We start from the raw sequence: 24931 nt of genomic DNA, 5'->3' as shown, positions 1-24931 counted from the left end.
GCTTTGCTAAACTTACAAGAATATATGTTGTATAAAAAGCCTACAACATTGTCAATATCGTTGTAGGCTTTTGAAAAGTCTCTCATCTTAACGTTTTAACGTTTATAAATTGCATCACGTAATTCTTTCATACCCTCATCAATACGAGGTCCTGGTCGTGAAATTTCGTCACCATTGACTGTTTCCACACGTTCATTTTTTACTGCGTTGACTTCAGAGAAACCATCACGTTCTTTAATCACTTCATAATATTCTTCTTTTGAAATACCTTCAGTTGAAATTAAAATATCAGGATTTTTTCTAATAATACTTTCTTTATCTACTGCTTTCCATCCACTAACATTTGAAAATACATTTTTTGTATCTAGTTTTTCTATCATATCATTGAAAAAGGTTTCTTTTCCTGCTGTATATATTTCGGGTTTTGAAGACACTTCTATAAAAACACTCTGTTTTTTATGATGTGCTGGAATGGATTCAATTACTTTTTGAACATTATCTTTTGTTTCTTTGACTAACTGTTTCGCCTCTTTTTCACGATGCGTCACTTTACCTACTTGCTCAAATGAATCGTAGACTTGATTTAAAGACTGAGCGTCTTTAACATATACTACCTTCACACCACTATCAGCTAAACTATCAAGTGTTTTTTTAGCAGATGATTTTTGAGATTCATGAGCTAAAATCAAATCAGGTTTAGCTTTTAAGAGTGCTTCCTTATTTAAATTCATTGCATCAAATTGTTGCTTGCCTTTTTTCACGTTTTTTGGATAATCATCAACTGTTGATACACCTATAATATTTTTTCCAAGACCAAGTCTATATAATATTTCAGTATTACTTGGAATCAAAGATATAATACGATGATATGTATGAGTATTATTATTGTGATCCGTTGTTTTTTGCTCAGTTGAATGCGTAGAATGATGTCCTTTTTCACTCGATTGATTTTGTCCACATGCTGCTAAAACTAATACTAATGTAAATAAAATAATCCACAGCTTCTTATTGTTCATTTATAAACAATACCTTCCTTTCACAATTTTGTTTATTTCATATATTTATCATACCAAATTATTTATATCATTAATTTAATTCTATAAATTTTTATTGTGTAATTTTATATTATTGGTTAAACTTAATGATTTAATTCTATTTCAAAATAAAAAAAGAAGGAAACAGATTTCAAAATACATTCTGTATCCTTCCTGTTTTCATACTATACAGTAGCTATTTTAGGATTTGGGCCATACTTATTTGTCCCCTCATCACTATCTTTTATTGTAAATGCAAAAGTAATCACAAGAATAATAAGTAAGACTAAAGACATCGCTGCCACCATAATTCCTAATTCAAGCGCAATCATTCCGTTGAAAAAACCATCAATTGAAATACCGTATGTTCTATCTACAATACTTGAAATTTTTCTGATTGATGTAAAAATTAAAATAATAAGAGGTAGAACCATTGTGTGCCCTGTATCATGTAAACGACGTACCGTCATCGTAAACGTTCCTATAAAAATAATGATATCAATGATTTCATACACAATATCAAAAAATGTATGCCCTCCATTTAACCCCAAAGTAATGATATTAAAAAGTAAACTAATAATCACTAAAATAATACAATTAGCTAAAATAGCAAACCAATAATGGCGTCTTCTAGTTCGACTTTTTATATTAAAATAATTTTGCCAAAATAATTTGAACGCTTCTATCATGTTTAAGCTCCTTTTATTCATCAGATATATTATATATATATCATCACATATTATAGAACTTAAAAACATCTTTTATTAAATATCATTCCGAACCGCATCAGCAATATACTGATTTAAATTATCGTGTCGTTTGTTATTAATTGTTTTAGCAAATCGCTCATCATTCTCATAAATCGAGGCAATATATTCTAAAAATTGTTCATCTACGTTAGGTACTTGTGTTTGAAGAATATCTTTTAGTTCAGAAATTGCTTGTTTAACCTGTACATGATTTATTTTATAGTTTGCAATAAATAATTCATTCATTTTATCAAAGAATGAATGTAACCTCTCCATTGTTTTCTTATTTTTTTGTTGTTTTTCTGTAGAATTCAATCGTTTTTGATTCTCTTTAAAAGCTTGATAATAAGGAGTATGACTATATTTCATTTCAGCTTCTTTCTCATATTGATTCTGTATATTATCATTATTCCATTTACTCATATTAATCTCCTCTTTTCTATGATTAACGAGATGATGATTAAGAAAATGAATCATTTTGTTTAATTGATCTCTTTGTGCAACAATACGCTGATAATTATTTTCTAATATTATATTTTTCTCTTCTATACTGTTACTAAAATAAAGTTGAATATCTGCTAATGATAAATTCAGTTCCCTTAGAAATTGAATGGTCTGTAATTTAGAGATGTCCTTAGAAGAATAATAACGATAACCATTAGATGCAATATAAGTGGGCACAAGCAACTCGATTTCATGGTAATAATGAAGTGTGCGTTTAGTTACTTCGGTAATTTGACTCACGTCATTGGGTGTAAAATATGCCTGATTTTCCATTCTGACATCCTGCCTTTTTCTTAATCTATTTGTTTCACTACTCTTTTCATCTCTCTATAAAAGAGACTAAGCTATGACGTCACGTCAAGGTCAATCCATTTTTGTAAAATATTGATCTAAGAAATGATATCTTTGTTCAATAGAACCATTAAAATAATTTTTCCCAAAATTATCTAGTAAAGCATGAAATTCATTTGCATCTTGATTTGTAAAGTTTGGAGGTAATTCGACATTTCTTTTTAATTTATCGTAATTCTCAGTATTGGCATAACCGAGTTTTTTATATAACCGACGTGTATAATGATCAGGAATAAATTCAACTCTCTCAAAAATATAGACTAGCAATACATCTGCTGTTTCACTTCCAATACCGTGTAGTTTAAGTAATTCATTTCTTAAACGTTCTCCATATACTTCATTAATTTTGCAATAATCAAACTGATATTGATTTAACCAGTTGAATAATGTAGAAATTGCTTTTGATTTATTATTATAGAAACCACTAGAGCGGATTAATATTTTTAGTTCTTCTATCGGCAGATTTAATATGTTTTGCGGTTCAAAATGGGTTGCTTCTTTCAGCCGTCTAAGAGAAAGTACAGCATTATTCCAGTTTGTATTTTGAACTAATATAGCACCTAATATCATCTCTTCACGTGTATCTGCTGGCCACCATCCTTGAGGCCCCATATGTTTTAATAATGCTTTGTAAAGTTGTTCTGTAGTCATCATTGACATCTTTTTACCTTTCTATAAAAAATAAACACCTTCACAAATAAATATTCGTAAAGGTGCTTTTAACTTAAAAGTATTTATATTACATTGATTCTGGTGCTGATACACCCACTAATGCTAATGCGTTGTGTAATGTAATTTTAACAGCTTCAATAAGAGCAACATGTGCTTTTGTTTTTTCAATATCATCAGATAATACCTTTTCAGCGTTATAGAATTTATGGAATGCTGAAGCTAGGTCTTGAATATAATTAGTTAATCGATGTGGTGCACGACTTTCAGCAGCACTCTCAATTGTAGGCTCAAACTCTGCTACTTTCTTCAATAAATCAATCGCTTTTTCATTTGTAATGGTACTAAAATCAGCGTTTTTGTCTATTTCAATCCCTTTTTCTTTAGCTTGTTTTAAAATCGAACAAATACGTGCATGTGCATATTGTGCATAATAAATTGGATTATCTTGAGATTGCTCTTTTGCAAGTTCCAAATCAAAATCAAAGTGCGAATCAGGACTACGCATTGTTAAGAAATAGCGCGCCGCATCAATGCCTACTTCATCCATAATTTCACGTAACGTAATTGCATTACCTGTACGTTTACTCATTTTAACTTCTTCGCCATTTTGCATTAAACGAACCATTTGCATAATTTGAATTTCTAAACGATCGCTATCTACACCAAATGTTTCTAAACTTGCTTTTAAACGATTAATATAACCATGATGATCTGCACCCATTAAATCAATTAAAATATCATTGCCACGATTAATTTTATTGTAATGATACGCTGTATCAGGTGTAAAGTACGTATAGTTACCATCTTTTTTGATTAGTACTCTATCTTTATCATCCTTAAAGTCTGACGTACGTAACCAAGTGGCACCATCTGCTTCATACGTATAGCCTAACTCATGCATTTTTTCTAATGTATTATCAATCGCACCATTTTCGTATAGTGATGTTTCACTAAACCAATTATCAAAATGAACATTGAAATCTGATAAATCTTTTTTCAATTTATCCATTTCATAATCAACACCCAGTTGTCTAAATGTTTTTAAGCGTTCTTCATCAGAGTAATCTTTCATTTCCGGATGTTTTTTGGCTAAGTCTTTACCAATTTCGACAATGTCTTTACCATTATAGCCATCTGCTGGCATTTCATGGCTTGTATCCCCTAATGCCTCAAAGAAACGTGTTTCAATTGAACGTGCTAAATTTGTAATTTGATTACCAGCATCATTAATATAATATTCACGTGTTACATCGTAACCTGCTGCAATTAAAATATTTGCTAGTGAATCACCTACAGCAGCATTTCGAGCATGTCCAATATGTAAGTCACCAGTTGGATTTGCTGATACATATTCTAATAATATTTTTTTGTTTTTTGGTTCTTCTGCATAACCAAATTTATCACCTTTTTGAATTGCTTCTGAGATGACAGCTGTTAAATATTGATTATCTAAATAAAAGTTGATAAATCCTGGCCCAGCGATATCTACTTGTTTTACATTTGCTTTACTTGTATCTAAATTGTCTACAATAGCTTGAGCAATATCGCGTGGATTACGTTTAGCAATTTTAGTTAAGACCATTGCAATATTAGTAGAATAGTCTCCATTTTTAGTATCTTTAGGGATTTCAACTTTAATTTCAGGAATATCTTCTGCTAGATTTGCTTTTTTTATACTTGCTTCAATTTCTTGTATTAAAGTTTTCTTTACTTTTTCAATAATATTCATTCGCCTATCTCCTTATACTTAATTTCATATTGATATGAGCCCATTTTTTCGTCATTTTGATGTAATTCGTATTGTATTTTTAATTTCCCACCATTTTCATTTACAAAATGTAAAATATTCTTAGTTCTTACTATTAATGGAATGCGTCCTGCTGGTATAGTGTAAAGTGTTGTAGTGTCCTTACCTTCAACGAAGTGTAAGTTCATATTGATATCACCTTTACGTATCAACTTCACGCCATTGTCTTCAATTTTAATTGTTACATTAACAATTGCACTTTCAATTTGTTCTTGATATCGAATATAATCGGCATGTTTTTGTTGCCATGATCCTTGAGAAGAAAACTCAAATGTTTGTTTTTCTCCATTTTGTTTTAAGACTTGTTTCGTTTGAATGTGTATATTCTTATCCAACGTGTGACTCACCTTAATCTTTAAAATATTACACCACATTATAGCATAAATCCTATAGTGCTTGAAGTTAACAAAATTCTATCAACATTAGTTAAATAGTTATCATAAAAAAGAGAGTAAAACAAAAGTCATTTTGTGTTCATTGTCCCATTTAAGTCCTTGCCTCAACACAATTAAAAAATCTTGATATCCTATGTTTTTAATTTAATTATCTACTTCTATATAATGAAAAAGAGCCTAAGACGCTTATGTTTTAAGTCTCAGACTCGATTTTTTTCAAGTTATTATTTTTTGAATGTCACCATTAGTATCATAGTATTACTTTTTTCTTTCTAATATGTCCGTTTCTGATTCAAGTTCAACAATATCATAATGATACTTTTCTAAAAGTGTTCTATATTTATAGAAGAAAATGATGCCGAAACCGATTGATGCTACAAATAATAAGATATTTTTCATTTGTTGTCCTCTTTACTCCATAAATTAGCTATAATCTTTTAAATAATTATATCATTAAATAACATTTTTATACATTTCTTAATAACTAAATTTGATTAGGTGTACCTTATTTCCCAGGAATAAATACTTTTGCCTCACTATCTTCTCGATAATAATACCCATTAGGGATCGCTTGCAATTCAATCAATACATTAAAAGGCGCTTTGATATAAACGCTTTTACTGCCTTTAGTATCTTCATAAGTTGAATTATCATGTGTTTCAGACAAAGGCTCAGCCCCTGCACGCTTGGCATCTTCGAGTACATCTTCAATGTGATCTACCATTAATGATATATGATTAAAGCCTAAATCTTCTAATTTAAGCAGAAATTTTAATATGAAGATTTAAGAGTTATTAGTAAACAAACTGAACAATCTTTTCAACAGATTTATCATAATGTAATGAAATCAGTTTATCATTTTTATAATGTTGGAGATACATTAGAAAAATAAAACTCGAGATACTCAGTCATTTAATATGCACTACTGAGTGTCTCGAGTTTTTTCTAATCAAATGCCTTGAATAACGCTTCGTTTGAGTTATTCCACATCGTTTCATTATGGGATATTAAAAAATCTTTTAATATCTTTTTATTTTCTTCACCAATTTGATCAATAATAACTTGATGTTTCATAGACTTATCCATCATATTGACATGTTCTGGCATACTCTTATAACCTCGACGAATACTTTTATTTACAAGTAAATAACATGCAGTGACGCCCGCGTAATAAGGACCATTTTCACCACGTTCAGTAGTCACCCAACATAACCAATATTCCTTAGCTTCTGGACCTTCCACTGATTCTTTATCAGTAATCCACTTTACGCCTTTTTCTACTTCCGCACGTGCATGCATACCGCCGATATCAAGAAATGCTTCTTTATTTGCAACATCGATAAATACAGGTGCAATATTATCTAAACTAATTGCTCCTATATTTGTACCTTTATGACCATCTAGAGGATCATTTTTTATAATATTAAATTTAAACCCTTTATTTTCTGCCACGATGATTCCTCCAATACTTCTTTACCTTTTCACACTTGCTATTAAATCATAGCGTATATTATCAACAAATATTTAATTTAATTCATTCAATAAATTAATAATTGAACCTTTCACTTCTGGATCTTTAATATTAAGAATCATTTCTTTAGGATAGTATAGTTTATAGTCTTCTCGATTAATCCCAGTAATACTTGAAATGACTAACGATTGGCTACTAATTTCTTTAATACTACCATTTCGTCTTAACAAATGGATAGGTTGTCGATTAGAACCAGGTCGATCATAATCATATGGTAAATCCGAAAAAGCTTCACTAACAAAATAATATTCCGGATCAATGCCACCTTCAATAAATAAATCCTGTAATTCAGTAATTGTAATAATCGAACCATCAAATGGAATATACTTAAAGAGATCACGATTAATAAATCGACGCGCTAAATCACTTAAGATCTCATCTTCTTCATGTATCCATTTCTTCAAATAAAATAATACAGTTACTTCATCTAATTCTACATACTGATCAATTGTAATTGTGCCTTCAAAAAATGGAATAAATTCTTTTGGATACATTTTAAATTGATAATCTTCTTTATAAAGCTGTTTGACTCGCTTAAGACAATTATTTAATAGTACTTCTCCACCACGACTTACGGGATGAAAATAGATTTGCCAATACATTTGGTAACGACTCATAATAAAATTTTCTACAGCATGCATACCACTTTCTTTAATAAGTACTTCATCTTTTGATGGTCTCATTAATCGAAGTATACGCTCCATATCAAATGTACCATATGATACACCTGTGAAATAAGCATCACGTTGCAAATAGTCCATACGATCAGCATCAATTTGAGATGAAATCATGGAAATGACTAATTTATTTTTATGCGTTTTATTAATAACATCGGCTACTTCCTGAGGAAAGGTCTCAGACACTCTACTTAATACTTCGTTAACCTCAGTGTTTCCAGTAATAATTTCTTGGGTAAACGCTTCGTGATCCGTATTAAATATCTTCTCAAAACTATGTGAAAACGGCCCATGACCCAAATCATGTAATAAAGCTGCACATAAAGCAAGGGGGCGATCTTTATTATTCCATGCTTCACGCCCAACAAATGATTCATCAATCATACGTCTTACAATTTCATAGACTCCTAAAGAGTGTCCAAAACGACTGTGTTCTGCAGTATGAAAGGCAAGGTATAATGTACCTAATTGCTTAATACGACGCAAGCGCTGAAATTCTTTAGTTTTAATTAAATCCCATATTAGTTGATCTTTAACATGAACATACTTATGAATTGGATCTTTAAATACTTTTTCTTCAGCTAATTTTTTAGTTACATAAGATGATTGTGTCAAGTTCATCCTCCTCTTTCATACTTGCTTTCATCAGTAGTAATATGAATTTAAGTTGATTAATTCTTATAATACTTTCTTCATTAATGCTAAATCTAATTGTTCACCATACATTTCTGGTTGATATGAACGAACTATTTCAAAACCATGATGTTGATAATAATGAATAGCTTCTTTGTTCTTATTATCAACTTCTAAAAAGACCGTATCATATTCATTTTCAAATTCATGTAATCCTTCTTCAAGTAAACTTGTTCCATAACCTTTATGTTGTACACCTGGGTGAACATAATGTGCGGCTAAGTATAATTCTTTACCATAGATAAAGTTAGCAAATCCTACAATTTCATTATTTTCTTCAACAACTAAAAAAAGTTGATCTTCTAATCGCTTTTTTAAATGGTGTTCATTATACGAAGCTGCTAATAATTCATTAATTGTTGATACTGCATAAATATTTAAATACGTATTATACCAAGCTTTTGTAGCTACATCTCTTATTGCTATAACGTCATTAGTTGTCGCTTTTCTAACTGTATACATGCTTCATTCTCCTGACATTTTATTGTAATTTAATAACAAAATTATATCATAGTATATTAATAAACGCTTTCACTCAACTTTAAGATGCATCTTATTAAGACAGTACTGCATTCCATTCCTGTGCTCTTTCTAGAGCATATACATCTTTCATAACATCTCCAGGTCTTTCTGCTGTACCAATAATATAACCATTTAGGTTTGCTCCGAGAAAATCTAAACTATATTCTAACTGTTTAATGCAAGGTTTCGCTTTTACTTTCGGACAATCTCCCCCAACTAAGATTAATCTAAAATCAATGTTAGACATTTTAGTTTTAAAATCCTGATATTTAGGATCGATTAATGATTCTGACCAATGATCGATAAATGCTTTTACAGATGCTGACACACTATACCAATACACAGGTGATGCAAAAATAACTGTATCACTTTCAAGCACTTGGTCAATAATCAATTGATAATCATCTATGTATGACTCAATTTGCTTTGATTCATGTCTATAATCTCTTACAGGTTTAAAATGATATTGTGTTAAATCAATCCAATTATATTGTTTTCCTTCTAGAGCATATTGTGTTAATTGAGCAGTATTTCCTTGTGGACGACTTCCACCAAATAATACAGTAATCATGTATCTTACCTCTTTTTTAATTTATATTATTAATGTGTTTTTTCTATTTACTTATTATGTACCCCATCTTTTTACTTTTATTTATAATAAAAACTCCTACACCTATATAAACGGTGTAGGAGCCATTATTACTTTTATTTAACGTACTTTATTCAACTGGGAATAAATCATCTATTTTCTTAATTTCTTCTTCAGTCAGTTCAATATTTGCTGCTTCAATGTTTTCTACAACTTGATCAGCACGTTTCGCACCAGGAATAACAACATCAAGTGATGGACGTGTTAAGTAGAATGCTAATACAATATTAGCAATACTTGTATTATGAGTTTCAGCAATACTTGATAATTCTTTTACTCGACGTACGTTATCATTGAACACTTCTGGTTGGAAATCACGACGAGTTGCACGATGATCATCGAAAGTTTGATTTTCTTCATACTTACCAGCTAAAATACCAGAAGCTAATGGGAAATATGGTACAAAAGTAATATCATTTTCAGCTGCGTATTTCATTACTTCTTCATTTTCACGATGTAGTAAATTATATTCTAATTGAACAACATCCACATATCCGTCTTTATTCGCTTCTTTAAGTTGATCTAACGTAAAGTTTGAAACACCTATTGCCTTAATTTTTCCTTCTTTTTTAAGTTCTTGTAATGCTGCCACAGCTTCATCTTTTGGTGTATCCTCATCAGGAAAATGAATGTAATACAAGTCAATATAATCCACTTGCAAGCGTTCTAAGCTCTCTTCAACTTGTTGTTTTAAATAATCAGGTTGGTTATTTTGAACAACATCGCCATTATCTTTAATAACATGTGATCCTTTAGTTGCAATTTGAACTTTTTCACGAGGATATTCCTTTACGACTTCTCCTACAAGTTCTTCTGAGCGTTTAGGCCCATAAATAAACGCAGTATCAATTAAAGTAATACCATTATCAATAGCTTTTCTAACGACATCTTTTCCTTGCTCTTCATCTAAATTGGGATATAAATTATGTCCTCCGACTGCATTTGCACCTAATGCAACTGGAAATACATGAACATCAGATTTTCCTAATTGTACAAATTCTGCCATGATATTCACAACTCCTTAAAAATATAGTTTCTATTTATAGTTTACCCGATTAGTAATGATAAATTCATTCAGTAGTGTTTAAAACATTAAATTTGACATATGTTTTATTTTATATTTAAATGTAACTAATAAAGTTACATTTAGGAGGTGCATCATTTGAATTTAGAATTTAACATTGCCGTTCACGTACTTAGTTTTTTAGTAAAGCACGACAACCAACAATTCAGTAGTCAATCTTTAGCAAAATTAACTTGCCTCAATCCAGTTCAATTACGTAGAGTGACTACTGTTTTAAATCAATACCAGTTTATTAATACTTCCCGTGGTAAAAATGGTGGATATAGTGCAAATCATTCAACTGCTAGCATTAAACTATCAGTACTATATCGTATATTTGTGCTTGAAAAAGATAGCCAACAGCGTATTTTCACAGGTCATGAGCAGAGCGATTGTGAAATATCAAGAAACATAGCAAAGACCATGTCACACTATAATCAAAAGGAACATCGTGTTATTTTAAATTTTTATGATACCCTCACAATTAATGATGTAATTAATGATACACTTCAGGAGGATACAACATATGACACATTATAATTTAATCGTTATTGGTTTTGGTAAAGCCGGAAAAACACTTGCCAAATATGCATCATCACAAGGACAACAGGTTGCTTTAATTGAACAGTTTACAGAAAGCTATGGCGGTACATGCATAAACCATGGCTGTATTCCATCTAAAGTGCTTGTTAATGATGGTATTAAACATGTCGATTTTTCAACTGCCTTTTCAAGAAAAAAAGAAGTAGTCAAAGCATTAAATCAAAAAAACTATTTAAACTTAGAAAATGATGAAAATATTACCTTGTTAAACTTTAAAGCACAATTTAAATCTAATACAGAAGTAGAATTAATTGATGAAAATGGTAAGTTAGTTCAAACACTGACAGCAGATAAAATTTTAATTAATACAGGTGCAAAATCTAATATTCCAAATATTGAAGGTATAGACTCAGCACAAAATGTATATGATTCAAAAGGACTATTAAATATTTCTTATCAACCTAAAGAATTAGTGATTATTGGTGGAGGATATATTGCATTAGAATTTGCCTCAATGTTTCAAAGCTTTGGTACAAACGTAACTGTACTAGAATATAATAAACAATTTATGGCCAGAGAAGATCAAGAAATAGTCACACACATGATTAATGATTTTAAAGATAAAGGCGTACGTTTAATTACTAATGTTGAAACAAAAGCATTAAAAAATGAAGGTGATTTGACAACAGTTGAAACCTCACAAGGAAACTTTACTGGTGATGCAATCTTACTTGCTACAGGACGTGTACCAAATACAGATTTAGCTTTAGACAATACAGATATTGAGTTAGGCACTCACGGAGAAATAAAAGTAAACAACCATCTACAAACCTCTGTATCACATATTTATGCTGCTGGAGATGTAAAAGGTGGATTACAATTCACTTATATTTCTTTAGATGACTTTAGAATTTTGAAATCTGAATTATTCGGTGATCGTTCACGACACACTGAAAATCGTGGTACTATCCCTTATACAGTATTTATCGATCCACCGCTTTCTCGTGTTGGTATGACCGCTTTAGAAGCACAAAAATTAAATTATAATTACGTTGAAAACACTTTATTTATTAATACTTTACCAAAACACAAAATTAATAACGATGGTCGCGGTCTTTTCAAAGTTGTAATCAATAAAGATAATAATGAAATATTAGGTGCTACTTTATATGGTAAAGGTTCTGAAGAAATTATTAATTTAATTAAACTTGCTATCGATCAACATATTCCTTATCAAGTATTACGTGATAATATTTATACTCATCCAACAATAGCTGAATCATTTAATGACTTATTTAACATTTAATAAAAAAGCTCGTAAACCCATTTTTAAATGAGTTTACGAGCTTCTTTATCATCGATATTTATTATTTATTTGCTTTACGCTTTGCTAATTTTTCTTTTAATTTTCTATCTTGTTCTTCTTTACGACGCTTACGTTCTTCATTACGTTTTCTCAAACGTTCTTCTTCTTCAGGATCACGTGGTTTTTTTAATTGTGCAGTCACTTTTTCCATAAGTTCATCTTCAGTCAATGCAGCAAGTGGGCGATTATTAACAAAAGCAAATGTCTTACGACGACCTGGACCACAGTATGACTGACAGCCTATTTCAATTTCAGCATCAGGATCTAATTTTTCTAATTTTTTCTTTAATGATTTTAAGTTAACTGCCTGACATTCGTCACAAATCAAAAATTTATTCTTCACTTCGCTACCCACCTTTACATTATTTTCTCTCATATTGACTTCCATTCATTTATTACAACTCTAATTATTTTACTCTTTTTAATTAAAAATTCAAGCACTAAAAAAGATTTGCTATAAATAAAAAGCAAGACATATATTTTCTTAATAAAATGTCTCGCTTCATCATAATAGTAGTCTTATTGTCCGTGATATATTTTAAATTTCAAAGGTTTAATTCCCTTTTTTTCCCATACTTCATAAATAGAGTGCTTATCAACTCTATTATCGATAATTGTAATGCCACAATCTCCTCCACCAGCTCCAGAAGTTTTTGCTGCACCACCAAAACGTTCACCAATATCACATAATAATTTTAATTTTTTTGTTTCAATATCAACCGTAGCCTCTTTATCCATTTGCTGAATAATACTACGATTTTGACGAATCATTTTTTGTACACCTTTTATATTATTCGTTTTAAAAGCATAGATTAAATTTTCCACACACGTATTTGATTGATCAAGAAACTTACCATAAAAAATAGGGTCAGATTTTAAACGCTTGACTTCGCTTACTAAGTGAGGTGACGAAGCAGGAGAACCGGTCCATCCTATGAGAACTTCCATATTTTCAGGCGCTTGTAAAGGTTCTATATGAAGACCTGGCCAGTTTTTTTCTAATACTTCATCTACAGATGTTTCTTTCATTTGTTGTTTTACCCATTCGTGATCAAACGTACTATAGGCAAGCCATCCACTATAAACACTAACAGCAATATCTCCGCATGAACTTAAACTTTGTAATCTCATATTTGAAATAACCGCAAGCTTATAAATATAAAGATTGGATAACTCCATTTCATAAAATTCATTTAGAACCTTAATTACAGATACTAAAACTGCAGCACTAGAACCTAAACCATACTTTTGTCCTGATGCATCTGCAAGATTACTATCAATAGTAAGATGAAAATGTTTTAATTTTATATTACAACTTTTCGCATACTGCTCAAACACTTCAATAGCAGTAACTACATATTTGAGTTGATTGGCTGCATGTACATCTGATATTTCTATTTTATCTTCATTACGATTAAATGTGACAGGTTTATAGTGTAATGTTTTAGAATGAATCGTACCTGTGATTTCATTTGAAGCTTCAATAGCAGCCGTGACAAAACGATCTACTGCAATTAACACTGATTTATATCCAGGTTCGGTTACAGCATATTCGCCCGCTATATAAAGTTTTCCTGGCGCTTTTGCCTGAATCATTATATCTCTTCCCTACTTAATTATTTCGACTCCTGCGTGTGTAATATCACTTGTTATAATTTGATCTTTATTAAATACTTCTAAAAATTGATTCACAATCGCTTGTTGATGTTTCTTTTCTATTAGAACTTTTACATTTGGTCCTGCATCCATAGTAAAATAACAAGGTAATCCTGCTTCTCTACATTCATGTACAATTCTCATAGCTTCGTAGCTTTCTGGCACAAGATATGTAAATGGTGGCTGTGCACCTAAATTTGTTGCGTGCATTCTCAAACCGTTTGCCTCAATCACTTCACCCATTCTTTTAAAATCTTTTTGGGCAATCGCTTGTTTTGTGACTTTTAAATCTTCCTCTACATGATCTAACCAGTATTGATAAAAACGTGAGGTCTCACGAGTTAAAGACATACCTGAACGACTTGATACTTTCTTTGATTTATTGTTAATAACTACAAAAATCATAGCTAAGTCATTCTCGAAACCATCTGATTCAATTTGATGGGCGTAAGACGTTTTATCATCATGACCTTTTTCCCATTCAGCAAAACCACCATAAATACTTCTTGATGCTGATCCAGAACCACGACGAGCAAGGCGAGATAAATCTTTATCTGATAGGTTTAAATCAAGCGCTTCATTGCAAGCACCAGCTAAAGCTGCATATGCACTAGCTGAAGAAGCTAAACCGGCAGCAGTAGGCACAAAATTATCACTTTCTATGAGTGCATACGTTGAAATACCAGCTTCTTTTCGAATCATATCCATATAACGTTGAATTTTAGCACTTTCTTTAGCATTAACAGCTTCTTTATTTAAAATAAGTTGATCTTCTGTTAATGAATCATCAAACGTTACACGTGTTTCTGTATAGAAACGCTCTAATGTCACTGATAAACTATTATTCATAGGAATAATTAGATTTTCATCTGCTTTTCCCCAATATTTTATTAGAGCAATATTCGTATGGGCGCGTGCTTTACCACTTTTTTTCAAAGATTTATCCTCCTAACTTTTCAATCCAAGTATGTTGCGCTCCAGCTTTTTCGGCTGCTGCAACAATAGTTTTAGCAGTCACTTCTTCTTTAGTTAGAATTAACATGCTACCTCCTCGTCCACCACCAGTTAATTTACCAGCTACTGCACCATGTTGTCTTCCAATTTCGAGTAATGTTTCGATTTTATCGTGACTAACTGTCAATGTTCTTAAATCGTCTTGACATTGATTAAATATATTAGCAAGTTGATTAAAGCTATGATGGTTAATTGCATCACTAGCTAAATAAACAAGAGAGCCAATATGTTCAATGACATTCATATATGACTCATCGTTATCACATAAACGGTGTACATCCTCAACTGCTTGTTTTGTAGAGCCTTTAACTCCTGTATCAATAACAACCATATAGCCATCTAAATCAAGAGACTTTAAAATTTCAACTTCTCCTTTTTGATACCAAACGGGTTGATTCGTTACAATCGTTTTTGTATCAATACCACTTGGTTTACCATGAGCAATGCGTTCAGCCCAGTCTGCATTTTCTAGTAATTCTTTATCAGATAGCGGCAATTCTAAATAATCATAACTTGCTCTTATAAAAGCTACTGCTACTGCTGCACTCGAACCTAAACCTCGAGAAGGTGGTAAATTAGCTTGAATTTTAATCAACAATGGTTCTTCAACATGTTTGCTTTCTACGAAGTGTGTAATAAGTGATTTCAAATGATCAGGTGCATCGTATAAAGGACCATCATAAACATCACTCTGAATTGCTGAATAATTACCTTTTTCTAAGCTTTCAATAAGTACTTTTACTTTTCCTGAAGTAAATGGAATGGCGATTGCTGGCTGGCCAAAAGTTACAGCATGCTCACCAATCAATATAATTTTTCCGTTAGATTCTCCATAGCCACGTCGTACCATGATCTCTCACCTTTAATATTCTTTCTAAAATGATTTCAACATTCATTAATGTTATTTTAAAATTGAACGTATTTATACATTTGTACATGTCATGTCACACATATGTTTATACTCATTTACTTCAAATCTTACATTTGTGTTAATACATCAATAAATAGTATAAAACTTTGTCAAAAATAGTTCAAAACTTTGAAATATTTATATCCTAAAAAATGTTATAATCAACATAATTATGGTTAAATTATCGTTCTTAAATGAATCCACCTCATCTATATTACTATAAAAAATAATAAGAATGTAGCAATTTTTATATTTTTGAATATAAATATACACTTTAGTTGTATGATTGCATGATAAAAAGGGAGTAAGCTAAAATTCACTTAGAATTTTTCTTACTCCCTTTTATCTTATTTTAATCTAAGGAACGATTCATTTTCTCATTACGTTCAATCATTTTATCGAAATATCCTTCATAACGTTGCCACTCATCCTCTGTAATTGGATCCATATTTAGCTGGCCACCTAAGTCTTTAATCGCATAAAGTAATTGGAACATCACATCTTGAACTTTAATGTCCCGATGAAGTAATGTTTCCAAAGATGCCATACATTCTGGTTTAATATCCGGATATTTAAATTTCGTAACTTCACCTTTCAAGGCACGTTGATAAAATTCATGCATCATTTCAGCTCTTTCTTCACCAGAACCTTCAACACATAAATAAATTTGAACTGCAATACCTCCACGTACACGTCGTTGTGAAATACCAGCAAATTTTTTCCCATCAATACTTAAATCAAATCTTCCAGGACAATATGAATGCTCTATTTCTTTAGTATCTATATCTACATTTTCATTTTCGAACATTTTACAAATAAGTAAATACATAACTGTGAATGCTTCATCAATTGTTGTCTCAGTTTGTCCTTTAAAAATAAGCGAAATATTTAAAACACCTTGGTCTAATACAACCCCAAGACCACCAGAATTTCTAACGATTGCATTATAACCGATCTCGTCAGTTAAGTATTGAATACCGTCTTTTAAAAATGGTAAACGTGAATCATGTATACCTAAAATGACAGTGTGTTGGTGAATCCATGTTCTTACAACGTTACAAGATATATCTTTTCCTACACTTTCTGAAAACGTGTCATCAAATGCAAATGACTGCATTGGCGCTAAACCTGAAGAATGGTCTATATAGCGCCAATGAATGTCATTAAAATACTTACTCGCTAAATCCATTATTGTAATGTTTGAGCAGCAGTAATAATTGATAAGTTATAAACGTCTTCAGTAGAGCAACCACGAGATAAATCATTTACAGGTGAATTAAGACCTTGTAAAACTGGACCAATCGCTTCAAATCCACCTAAACGTTGTGCAATTTTGTAGCCAATATTACCTGCTTCTAAACTTGGGAATACAAATACATTTGCGTCACCTTGAATTTTTGCTCCAGGTGCTTTTTTCTCTGCAACTGCAGGTACAATCGCAGCATCAAATTGAAATTCTCCATCAACCACTACATTATCTAAACCTTCAGATTCCACTTTTTCTTGTGCTAATTTTACTGCGTTAGCGACTTTTTCTACATCATCTGATTTAGCTGAACCTTTAGTTGAGAAACTTAACATAGCAACACGTGGGTCCATACCAAAACTTTTTGCTGATTTTGCACTTTCTACGGCAATTTCTGCTAAATCAGAAGATTCTAATGTTGGATTGATAGCGCAATCACCAAATATATATTGTTTATCTTCTTTAATCATAAAGAAGATACCAGATGTTCTAGATACGCCAGGTTTTGTTTTAATAATTTGTAAGGCAGGACGGACAGTATCTCCAGTTGAATGTGCAGCACCACTTACTAATCCATCAGCATGACCAGCGTATACTAACATTGTTCCGAAATAGTTGACATTGTTTAATAATTCTTGAGCTTGTTCTTCAGTAGCTTTACCTTTACGACGTTCTACGAAAGATTTGACTAATTCAGGTTTCAAATCACTTTTAGAAGGATCGATAACTTGAATATTAGAGATATCTAATCCTTTATCTTGAGCTAAAGTATTTACTTTTTCTTCATTACCTAATATTAAAGGTGTTACATAGTCAGTTGCTTGTAACTTTGTAGCCGCTGTTAATACTCGTTCATCTTCACCTTCCGGTAATACAATTCTAACGTTTTTTCCTGAAAGTTTTTCTTGTAATACATCTAATAAACTAGACATAATGCCCTCCTCAAATTTTTTAAATAATAGTATGTTCACCTTAATTATACTTTATTTCTTTTAATATTTCTATTTCAATAATTTGTAATCTTTTAAGTATGTGTGACAATTCTCTTTATGATAAAATTTAATCTGTATTGATAAAAAATATATTTAAAGGAGCGATAGATATGAGTGAAGCAGCTGAAACATTAGATGGTTGGTATAGCCTTCATTTATTTTACGCTGTAGATTGGGCAACGTTTAGATTGGTGCCAGAAGATGAGCGCGAAGCAATGATTAATGAATTTAAAGTATTTATCGAAAATAAAGCAACTGCCAGAGAAAAACAAGCTGGAGATTATGCTTTATATAATATTACAGGCCAAAAAGCAGATATTTTATTATGGTATTTACGTCCAGAAATGAAAGAATTGAATGAAATTGAAAATGAATTAAATAAATTAAGAATTGCTGATTTCTTCATTCAGACTTATTCATATGTATCTGTGATTGAGTTAGGTAACTATTTAGCTGGTAAATCAGACGAAGATCCTTATGAAAATCCACATATTAAAGCAAGATTATATCCAGAATTGCCTAGAACAGAATATATTTGTTTCTATCCAATGGATAAACGTCGTAATGAAACATATAACTGGTATATGTTACCAATGGAAGATCGTAAAAAATTAATGTATAACCATGGCATGATTGGACGCAAATTCGCTGGTAAAATTAAACAATTCATTACTGGTTCAGTAGGTTTTGATGATTTTGAATGGGGCGTCACATTATTCTCAGATGATGTTCTACAATTCAAGAAAATTGTTTATGAAATGCGTTTTGATGAAACAACTGCTCGCTATGGCGACTTTGGTAGTTTCTATATCGGCCATATTTTAACTACTGATCATTTCGATCAATTTTTTGCAATTTAATATATAAATGGAGCAAAGACTAGCATAGTAAACGCCAGTCTTTGCTCCATTTTTCAATAAATTAATATATTTATATAAAACAATTAGTTTCCGAGATAAAGTACACTTTTTACAAAGTGTACTTCAAGTAGTATGGTTTGGGAGAACTTCATTACTACTCTGAACATTAACAAATCACAAAAGTGCTGTCGCTACCCAGCACAATTTTGACTTGTTAACTATTATTATTTAACCGAATTGTAATGTTCTGAAACATTATTGTTATAAATTAATTGTTTTTTAACATTAAATTTTATTTTCATTAAAATATATTTACCTACTATTGAGGTATAATGGTAATCATATTATGATTGTTAAGTTTTATAATGTAAGGTAGTTATTTTCATGTACTTCTACTATAATAATAATTACATCTTAACGAATGGTGATGAAATGGAAAATACAAATAAACAAGAACATATAGATGAAACTTTAATCAAAGACGTCGTCATGATGGCTGGACGTATATTACTTGAATCTGGCGCGGAAGGAACACGTGTAGAAGATACGATGACACGTATTGCCCGAAAACTAGGATATCCTGAAAGCAATAGCTTCGTTACAAATACAGTCATTCAATTTACTTTACATAACGAATCTTACCCCCGAATATTTAGAATTAATTCCCGTGATACTAATCTCATTAAAATTTCACAAGCAAATGAAATATCACGATTAATCACAAAAGGGGATATCTCTTTAGAAGATGCAAAAGAGCGATTAGAAAAAATATATATTGCAAAACGAGATAGTAGCTTAACATTTAAAGGGATTGCTGCTGCCATTATTGCAATTAGTTTCCTATATTTGCAAGGTGGCCAATTTATCGATGTGATTACTGCTCTACTTGCAGGTAGTATTGGGTATCTGGTTGTTGAAATTCTAGATCGTCGATTACACGCACAATTTATTCCAGAATTCGTCGGATCCTTAGTTATTGGTATTATCGCAGTATTCGATCATTGGTTAGCGCCAAGTGGTGATTTAGCTACTATTATTATTGCTGCAGTCATGCCTATTGTACCTGGAGTACTGATTACGAATGCTATACAAGATTTATTTGGTGGTCATATGATGATGTTTACCACTAAGTCTTTAGAAGCACTTGTCACCGCATTTGGTATTGGTGCCGGCGTAGGTTCGATATTAATATTAGTTTAGGAGTACGCATAAATGTTTTGGTTATTTAATTTTATATTTAGTTATACAGCTTCTCTCTTTTTCTGTGTCATCTTTGACGCTCCTAGAAAGCTGTATTTATCATGTGGTTTTGTTGGAGCTTGTGGATGGATGGTATATATTTTATTCTACCAAGGTTTGAATATACATACGATTTATTCAAGTTTTTTCGGTAGCTTTACATTGGGTTTAATCAGTCATTACATGGCTCGTAAAAAACGTGAACCTGCAATCATTTTCATGGTTACTGGTATTATTCCATTAGTTCCTGGTGGACTTGCTTTTGATGCAACTAAAAATCTAGTCTTATTACAATTTGGTAAAGCAATCAACACAATGCTCGAAGTCACACTTATCGCTGGTGCGATTGCATTAGGATTATTATTTGCAGACCAAATTTCAAAAATCATCGTTTCTGGTTTCGCTCGACGACGTAAACGTATATAACAATAAAACGCGAGAGATTGTTGGTAATTAACCCTCATCTCTCGCGTTTACGTATATTATTTTTTATCTTGTATCATTTCTTTAACTTCTTGTTCTGATTGATTTAAAATCAGACGACTTAATTCGTCATTATTCATATTTTTTAATTTAGGGTATCGAACTACAAAGAAAATAAGACCAATCACTAACCAACTACCCAATGCAATATATGAAGGCATTGAAAGTGAAGCTGGTGATCCTGGAACTAATAATAAAAGTAAAAAGATAAATGAAACAATAGAACCCAAAATAGCAAAGGTCTTATAAATAGGACCATACGTGTTACTTTGTTTATTGTAACTAAATAGCTTAGCAGCAGATAAACAAGTAATAAAATAAGCAATAGATACACCTGTTGAAGACATATCAACAATCCATGTTAATGCGGTACGTCCTAACCATGGCGCAATTAAAGTAATAGCTACTAAAAAGATAATGGCTACATATGGTGTTTTATATTTTGGATGTAATTTACTAAACGCTTTAGGCATGATACCAGCACGTCCCATTGAGAATAGTAATCGACTTGAACTCATTAAGAATCCGTTTAATCCAGTAAAAATCCCCATAATAATAGCAATCGCTAATACTCCTAAACCAATATAACCAAAAGCAGTTTGTGTTTCAGCGCCTGTTAACCATAAATTTCCGTTAAAATTCGCATTATTCGTACCCAACCACCCTGTGTATAAAATCATAATGACATAAGTTAAAGCTGCCGCTAATAAACTGTATACAATCAGTTTGAACGTTTTATTTGGCGAGAAATTAAACTCTTCTGCTGTTTGTGGAATATTATCAAATCCCACATAAGCCCATGGTGCAATAGCTACAATCATAATAATGGAATTAAACCATCCAAGTTCTTTACTTGCTAAAGGTTGTAAGTTACTTAACGAAAAGTTATTTCCGAAAAATGAACCTACAAACATAAGCACAACAACAATGACCATTGCTATACAAAAATAATATTGGAGTGTACCAGAAACACTTGCACCACGAATTGCAATAAACATAAATACTAATAATAATACCGTAGCAATAACTATTTCTGTTATGTAAACATCCCATCCAGCAATCGTATATAACCTTCCATTATTCAAAATGTTTGGCAGTAAAAACTTAATTAATAAACTAAATGCTGTCGCATTTAACGCTACTACACAAACATAACCGAATGTTAAGAACCATGATGAAAAGAAACTCACATATCTTCCAAAACTTAAATAACTAAACGCGAATGCACCGCCTGACACAGGAAAACGTTCGACTAATGCGCCATAACTTACAGCAATTAATATCATCAATAAAGCACCAATGACAATACCAATAGATGAAGCAATCGGACCTGATTGTTTAATCCAATCACCGGGTAGTATAAATGCTCCCCATCCGATACACGAGCCATAAGCAATCGCCCAAACAAATTTTTCAGAGAGATTTTGTTTTAAATCTCCTCTATCTATCTCTCGATTTTTATTATTCATAAAATAAACTCACCTCAGGTACTTAACATACCCAAAAAGGTGAGTTTACTAACCAAAATATAAAATATTATTATCCAGCAAATTTAAATGTTGCAATAATTAACATTAACCATCCCACAATAAAGAGTACGCCCCCTATTGGTGTAATAGCTCCTAAAATACGAATTTGAGTCAATGCAAGAATATATAATGAGCCACTAAATAGAACAATACCAAAGAACAGAAGCCATCCTGCCCAATTCACATTAATAGAAGTTGTACCACTAATGATGCCAATCATAATTAATCCTAGACCATGATACATTTGATAATTCACTGCTTTTTCCCATACTGACATATATTTATCAGAGAGTTTTCCTTCAAGTCCATGTGCACCAAATGCGCCCGTACCAACAGACATCATCGTACACAATGCACCTAAAATTATAAATACTTTCATCATAATATTTTAGTTCTCCTAACTTAATTTTAATTAAAAATCAAATATTGATTCACCATTTCCAATTTCATCATCCGTCACCATCATATTAGACGATTTAGTTTGATGCTTCATTGTTTGTGGAACTTTACCACCCATCGCTTCAATTTCTGCAGCAGTAATCGCTGAATGATTTGAAGGCTTATTTGAAAACGAAGATTCAGAAGTTACAATATTAGTAAAATCATGTTTTGATTTTTTAGAAGGTCGTTTTGAAACATCGGAATAAAGAGATGTTAAAGTATGAATCGCATACATATGCTTTTCAAACTGTTGTTCATCTTGAGCTTCATCTGCTTGCACTAATTCTTGTTCTATAAGTTGAATTAATTGTTCTTTGTTCAATTAAGATTCCCCACTTTCACACCATTGTATTGGCGTTTTACCTTTAGATTCTAAATAATCATTTGTACGAGAATAAGGTTTAGACCCAAAGAAACCTCGATAAGCAGATAATGGACTTGGATGAACAGATTTAATGATATGATGCTTTGCTGTATCAATTAATTTTATCTTTTGCTGCGCAGGTTTTCCCCATAAGATAAAGACAACATCTTCGCGATAATCTGAAATAGCTTTAATGACTTCATCTGTAAATATTTCCCATCCAATGTCCTTATGGGAATGTGCTTCACCTTTACGTACAGTTAATACAGTATTTAATAACAGAACACCTTCACGTGCCCAGTCCTGTAGATGTGGAGAAGTTCTATGACAGCCGATATCATCTTCTAATTCTTGATACATATTTCTTAAAGATGGTGGGAATTTAGCATTGGGTTGAACTGAAAATGCTAACCCATGTGCTTGGTTAGGTCCATGATATGGATCTTGACCCAAAATAACAACTTTAATATCTTCAAATGGTGTTAAATCAAAAGCTTGATAAATGTTTTCTCTATCTGGATAGACGATTTGTGTCGTATATTCTTTTTCTAAAAAATCATGCATTGCTTTAAAATCATGTTTTGTTGTAATGTCATGAAAAATGTCTGACCATTCCATCGTTTTCACCTCACTTCTATTTTAACATAGGACCCCTTTGGAACGTGATATAAATCGCCTTACTATCTTCATGCTAGAACAATAGTTGAGTTACATGATATGATAAATAAAGATGTAAATAATTGACAGGAGTGATAATACATGGCATTAAAAAAAGTATTAACAATTGCCGGTTCTGATACAAGCGCTGGCGCAGGTATGCAAGCCGACCTTAAAACATTTCAAGAACTAAACACTTACGGTATGGTGGCTTTAACAGCTGTTGTAACAATGGACAAAGAAACTTGGTCTCACGATGTGACACCACTTCCAATGGATGTATTCGAAAAACAATTAGAAACAGTCATTTCAATTGGTCCAGATGCTGTTAAAACAGGTATGCTTGGAACTGAAGAAATCATTAAACGTGCTGGCGAAGCATTTGAACAATCAGATGCAAAATATTTCGTAGTAGATCCAGTTATGGTATGTAAAGGGGAAGACGAAGTACTTAACCCAGGAAATACAGATGCAATGATTAAATATTTATTACCTAAAGCAACGGTCGTAACACCTAATTTATTTGAAGCTGGTCAATTATCTGGATTAGGTAAATTAACGTCAATTGAAGATATGAAAAAAGCTGCAAAAATCATTTATGATCAAGGTGCTCAACATATTATTATTAAAGGTGGTAAAGCATTAGATCAAGATAAATCTTATGACTTATATTATGATGGTCAAACATATTATCAATTAACAACTGATATGTTCCAACAAAGTTATAACCACGGTGCAGGTTGTACATTTGCAGCAGCTACAACAGCTTACTTGGCAAATGGTAAATCACCTAAAGAAGCTGTTATTAGCGCTAAAGCATTTGTGGCATCAGCAATTAAAAATGGTTGGAAAATGAATGACTTTGTAGGCCCAGTTGATCACGGCGCATACAACCGCGTAGAACACATCGACGTCGACGTCAAAGAAGTTTAAAGAAGTACTGCATTTTTTAAAAAAATGCTAGTACTTCTTATGCAAAAGACA

The 24931-nt window shown here is 31.6% G+C and carries 29 protein-coding genes; 6 read left to right on the top strand and 23 right to left on the bottom strand.

Features of this window, described 5'->3' with window-relative positions; translation table 11 throughout:
- Nucleotides 1–95: 95 nt before the first annotated feature.
- The 13 genes from HMPREF2647_RS04465 to HMPREF2647_RS04410 all read right to left on the bottom strand — a co-directional run bounded on the left by HMPREF2647_RS04465 (nucleotide 96) and on the right by HMPREF2647_RS04410 (nucleotide 10590).
- Complete coding sequence (locus HMPREF2647_RS04465) at nucleotides 96–1016, bottom strand: ABC transporter substrate-binding protein (RefSeq protein ID WP_048682710.1); 921 nt, start codon at nucleotides 1014–1016, stop codon at nucleotides 96–98.
- 203 nt (nucleotides 1017–1219) lie between these two features.
- A complete protein-coding gene (locus HMPREF2647_RS04460) occupies nucleotides 1220–1723 on the bottom strand; it encodes a DUF805 domain-containing protein (RefSeq protein WP_049413747.1) in 504 nt (167 codons plus the stop codon).
- 75 nt (nucleotides 1724–1798) lie between these two features.
- Complete coding sequence (locus HMPREF2647_RS04455) at nucleotides 1799–2560, bottom strand: MerR family transcriptional regulator (protein ID WP_049413745.1); 762 nt, start codon at nucleotides 2558–2560, stop codon at nucleotides 1799–1801.
- 90 nt (nucleotides 2561–2650) lie between these two features.
- Nucleotides 2651–3298 (bottom strand): endonuclease III domain-containing protein, encoded by a 648-nt coding sequence (locus tag HMPREF2647_RS04450; protein ID WP_049413743.1) that lies wholly within the window; start codon nucleotides 3296–3298, stop codon nucleotides 2651–2653.
- A gap of 79 nt (nucleotides 3299–3377) precedes the next feature.
- A complete protein-coding gene (argS, locus tag HMPREF2647_RS04445; RefSeq protein WP_002448884.1) occupies nucleotides 3378–5039 on the bottom strand; it encodes an arginine--tRNA ligase in 1662 nt (553 codons plus the stop codon).
- A complete protein-coding gene (locus HMPREF2647_RS04440; RefSeq protein WP_049413741.1) occupies nucleotides 5036–5452 on the bottom strand; it encodes a YwiB family protein in 417 nt (138 codons plus the stop codon). Before HMPREF2647_RS04440 ends, argS begins: the two co-directional genes overlap by 4 nt.
- Nucleotides 5453–5770: 318 nt before the next feature.
- A complete protein-coding gene (locus HMPREF2647_RS11285; RefSeq protein ID WP_162837134.1) occupies nucleotides 5771–5911 on the bottom strand; it encodes a hypothetical protein in 141 nt (46 codons plus the stop codon).
- A 106-nt stretch (nucleotides 5912–6017) separates the two neighbouring features.
- Nucleotides 6018–6236, bottom strand: coding sequence for a VOC family protein (locus HMPREF2647_RS04435; protein WP_049379665.1), 219 nt, complete (start codon nucleotides 6234–6236; stop codon nucleotides 6018–6020).
- 221 nt (nucleotides 6237–6457) lie between these two features.
- Nucleotides 6458–6964 carry a YwhD family protein gene (locus HMPREF2647_RS04430; RefSeq protein ID WP_002488571.1) on the bottom strand — a complete coding sequence of 169 codons (507 nt, stop codon included), beginning with the start codon at nucleotides 6962–6964 and terminating at the stop codon, nucleotides 6458–6460.
- 72 nt (nucleotides 6965–7036) lie between these two features.
- Entirely contained in the window at nucleotides 7037–8341 is a 1305-nt protein-coding gene (locus HMPREF2647_RS04425) for an HD domain-containing protein (protein ID WP_170999975.1), read from the bottom strand.
- Between the two features lie 57 nt (nucleotides 8342–8398).
- Nucleotides 8399–8875, bottom strand: coding sequence for a GNAT family N-acetyltransferase (locus HMPREF2647_RS04420; RefSeq protein ID WP_002488589.1), 477 nt, complete (start codon nucleotides 8873–8875; stop codon nucleotides 8399–8401).
- Between the two features lie 94 nt (nucleotides 8876–8969).
- Nucleotides 8970–9506 (bottom strand): flavodoxin family protein, encoded by a 537-nt coding sequence (locus tag HMPREF2647_RS04415; RefSeq protein ID WP_002488563.1) that lies wholly within the window; start codon nucleotides 9504–9506, stop codon nucleotides 8970–8972.
- A gap of 148 nt (nucleotides 9507–9654) precedes the next feature.
- Nucleotides 9655–10590, bottom strand: coding sequence for an aldo/keto reductase (locus HMPREF2647_RS04410; protein WP_017176046.1), 936 nt, complete (start codon nucleotides 10588–10590; stop codon nucleotides 9655–9657).
- 156 nt (nucleotides 10591–10746) lie between these two features.
- On the opposite strand from HMPREF2647_RS04410, the gene hypR reads away from it, so the two are divergent.
- Both hypR and merA read left to right on the top strand, forming a co-directional pair.
- A complete protein-coding gene (gene hypR / locus HMPREF2647_RS04405; protein ID WP_002488600.1) occupies nucleotides 10747–11187 on the top strand; it encodes a redox-sensitive transcriptional regulator HypR in 441 nt (146 codons plus the stop codon).
- On the top strand, nucleotides 11174–12496 hold the full coding sequence (gene merA, locus HMPREF2647_RS04400) for a hypothiocyanous acid reductase MerA (protein ID WP_002488570.1): 1323 nt from the start codon (nucleotides 11174–11176) through the stop codon (nucleotides 12494–12496). Before hypR ends, merA begins: the two co-directional genes overlap by 14 nt.
- A 61-nt stretch (nucleotides 12497–12557) precedes the next feature.
- Here the strand turns inward: merA and HMPREF2647_RS04395 are convergent, their stop codons facing one another.
- The 6 genes from HMPREF2647_RS04395 to pta all read right to left on the bottom strand — a co-directional run bounded on the left by HMPREF2647_RS04395 (nucleotide 12558) and on the right by pta (nucleotide 18314).
- A complete protein-coding gene (locus tag HMPREF2647_RS04395; protein ID WP_017176048.1) occupies nucleotides 12558–12899 on the bottom strand; it encodes a YuzB family protein in 342 nt (113 codons plus the stop codon).
- 176 nt (nucleotides 12900–13075) lie between these two features.
- Nucleotides 13076–14152: a phosphomevalonate kinase gene (locus tag HMPREF2647_RS04390; RefSeq protein WP_002488572.1), complete on the bottom strand. Its 1077-nt coding sequence runs from the start codon at nucleotides 14150–14152 to the stop codon at nucleotides 13076–13078.
- A 12-nt stretch (nucleotides 14153–14164) separates the two neighbouring features.
- Nucleotides 14165–15148, bottom strand: a complete 984-nt coding sequence (gene mvaD / locus HMPREF2647_RS04385; RefSeq protein WP_070859574.1) for a diphosphomevalonate decarboxylase — start codon at nucleotides 15146–15148, stop codon at nucleotides 14165–14167.
- A 4-nt stretch (nucleotides 15149–15152) separates the two neighbouring features.
- Nucleotides 15153–16076, bottom strand: a complete 924-nt coding sequence (gene mvk / locus HMPREF2647_RS04380) for a mevalonate kinase (protein ID WP_070859571.1) — start codon at nucleotides 16074–16076, stop codon at nucleotides 15153–15155.
- 412 nt (nucleotides 16077–16488) lie between these two features.
- Complete coding sequence (locus HMPREF2647_RS04375; RefSeq protein ID WP_029376812.1) at nucleotides 16489–17325, bottom strand: lipoate--protein ligase family protein; 837 nt, start codon at nucleotides 17323–17325, stop codon at nucleotides 16489–16491.
- A complete protein-coding gene (gene pta / locus HMPREF2647_RS04370; RefSeq protein WP_070859568.1) occupies nucleotides 17325–18314 on the bottom strand; it encodes a phosphate acetyltransferase in 990 nt (329 codons plus the stop codon). The genes HMPREF2647_RS04375 and pta overlap by 1 nt, the downstream gene beginning before the upstream one ends.
- Before the next feature lie 170 nt (nucleotides 18315–18484).
- Between pta and hemQ the strand changes: the two genes are divergently transcribed.
- The 3 genes from hemQ to HMPREF2647_RS04355 all read left to right on the top strand — a co-directional run bounded on the left by hemQ (nucleotide 18485) and on the right by HMPREF2647_RS04355 (nucleotide 20899).
- A complete protein-coding gene (hemQ, locus tag HMPREF2647_RS04365) occupies nucleotides 18485–19234 on the top strand; it encodes a hydrogen peroxide-dependent heme synthase (RefSeq protein WP_002455697.1) in 750 nt (249 codons plus the stop codon).
- 432 nt (nucleotides 19235–19666) lie between these two features.
- On the top strand, nucleotides 19667–20434 hold the full coding sequence (locus HMPREF2647_RS04360) for a threonine/serine exporter family protein (protein WP_070859640.1): 768 nt from the start codon (nucleotides 19667–19669) through the stop codon (nucleotides 20432–20434).
- Between the two features lie 12 nt (nucleotides 20435–20446).
- The gene (locus HMPREF2647_RS04355) at nucleotides 20447–20899 is read left to right on the top strand and encodes a threonine/serine exporter family protein (protein WP_002448879.1); all 453 of its coding nucleotides are present in this window, start codon (nucleotides 20447–20449) and stop codon (nucleotides 20897–20899) included.
- A 56-nt stretch (nucleotides 20900–20955) separates the two neighbouring features.
- Here the strand turns inward: HMPREF2647_RS04355 and HMPREF2647_RS04350 are convergent, their stop codons facing one another.
- From HMPREF2647_RS04350 to HMPREF2647_RS04335, 4 genes are all read right to left on the bottom strand, one after another.
- Nucleotides 20956–22425, bottom strand: coding sequence for an APC family permease (locus tag HMPREF2647_RS04350; protein WP_070859565.1), 1470 nt, complete (start codon nucleotides 22423–22425; stop codon nucleotides 20956–20958).
- 70 nt (nucleotides 22426–22495) lie between these two features.
- On the bottom strand, nucleotides 22496–22864 hold the full coding sequence (locus HMPREF2647_RS04345; protein ID WP_095324338.1) for a DUF423 domain-containing protein: 369 nt from the start codon (nucleotides 22862–22864) through the stop codon (nucleotides 22496–22498).
- Between the two features lie 33 nt (nucleotides 22865–22897).
- Nucleotides 22898–23248 (bottom strand): DUF5327 family protein, encoded by a 351-nt coding sequence (locus HMPREF2647_RS04340; RefSeq protein WP_002488584.1) that lies wholly within the window; start codon nucleotides 23246–23248, stop codon nucleotides 22898–22900.
- Nucleotides 23249–23908 (bottom strand): uracil-DNA glycosylase, encoded by a 660-nt coding sequence (locus tag HMPREF2647_RS04335; RefSeq protein ID WP_002488583.1) that lies wholly within the window; start codon nucleotides 23906–23908, stop codon nucleotides 23249–23251.
- Between the two features lie 141 nt (nucleotides 23909–24049).
- On the opposite strand from HMPREF2647_RS04335, the gene thiD reads away from it, so the two are divergent.
- On the top strand, nucleotides 24050–24880 hold the full coding sequence (thiD, locus tag HMPREF2647_RS04330) for a bifunctional hydroxymethylpyrimidine kinase/phosphomethylpyrimidine kinase (protein ID WP_070519193.1): 831 nt from the start codon (nucleotides 24050–24052) through the stop codon (nucleotides 24878–24880).
- Nucleotides 24881–24931: the final 51 nt, after the last annotated feature.

Origin of the sequence: Staphylococcus sp. HMSC035D11 (genome assembly GCF_001836075.1) — a bacterium.
Taxonomy (GTDB): Bacteria; Bacillota; Bacilli; order Staphylococcales; family Staphylococcaceae; genus Staphylococcus; species Staphylococcus hominis.
Note: the sequence above shows the minus strand (reverse complement) of the source record. Positions and strands in the feature narration are given on the sequence as shown.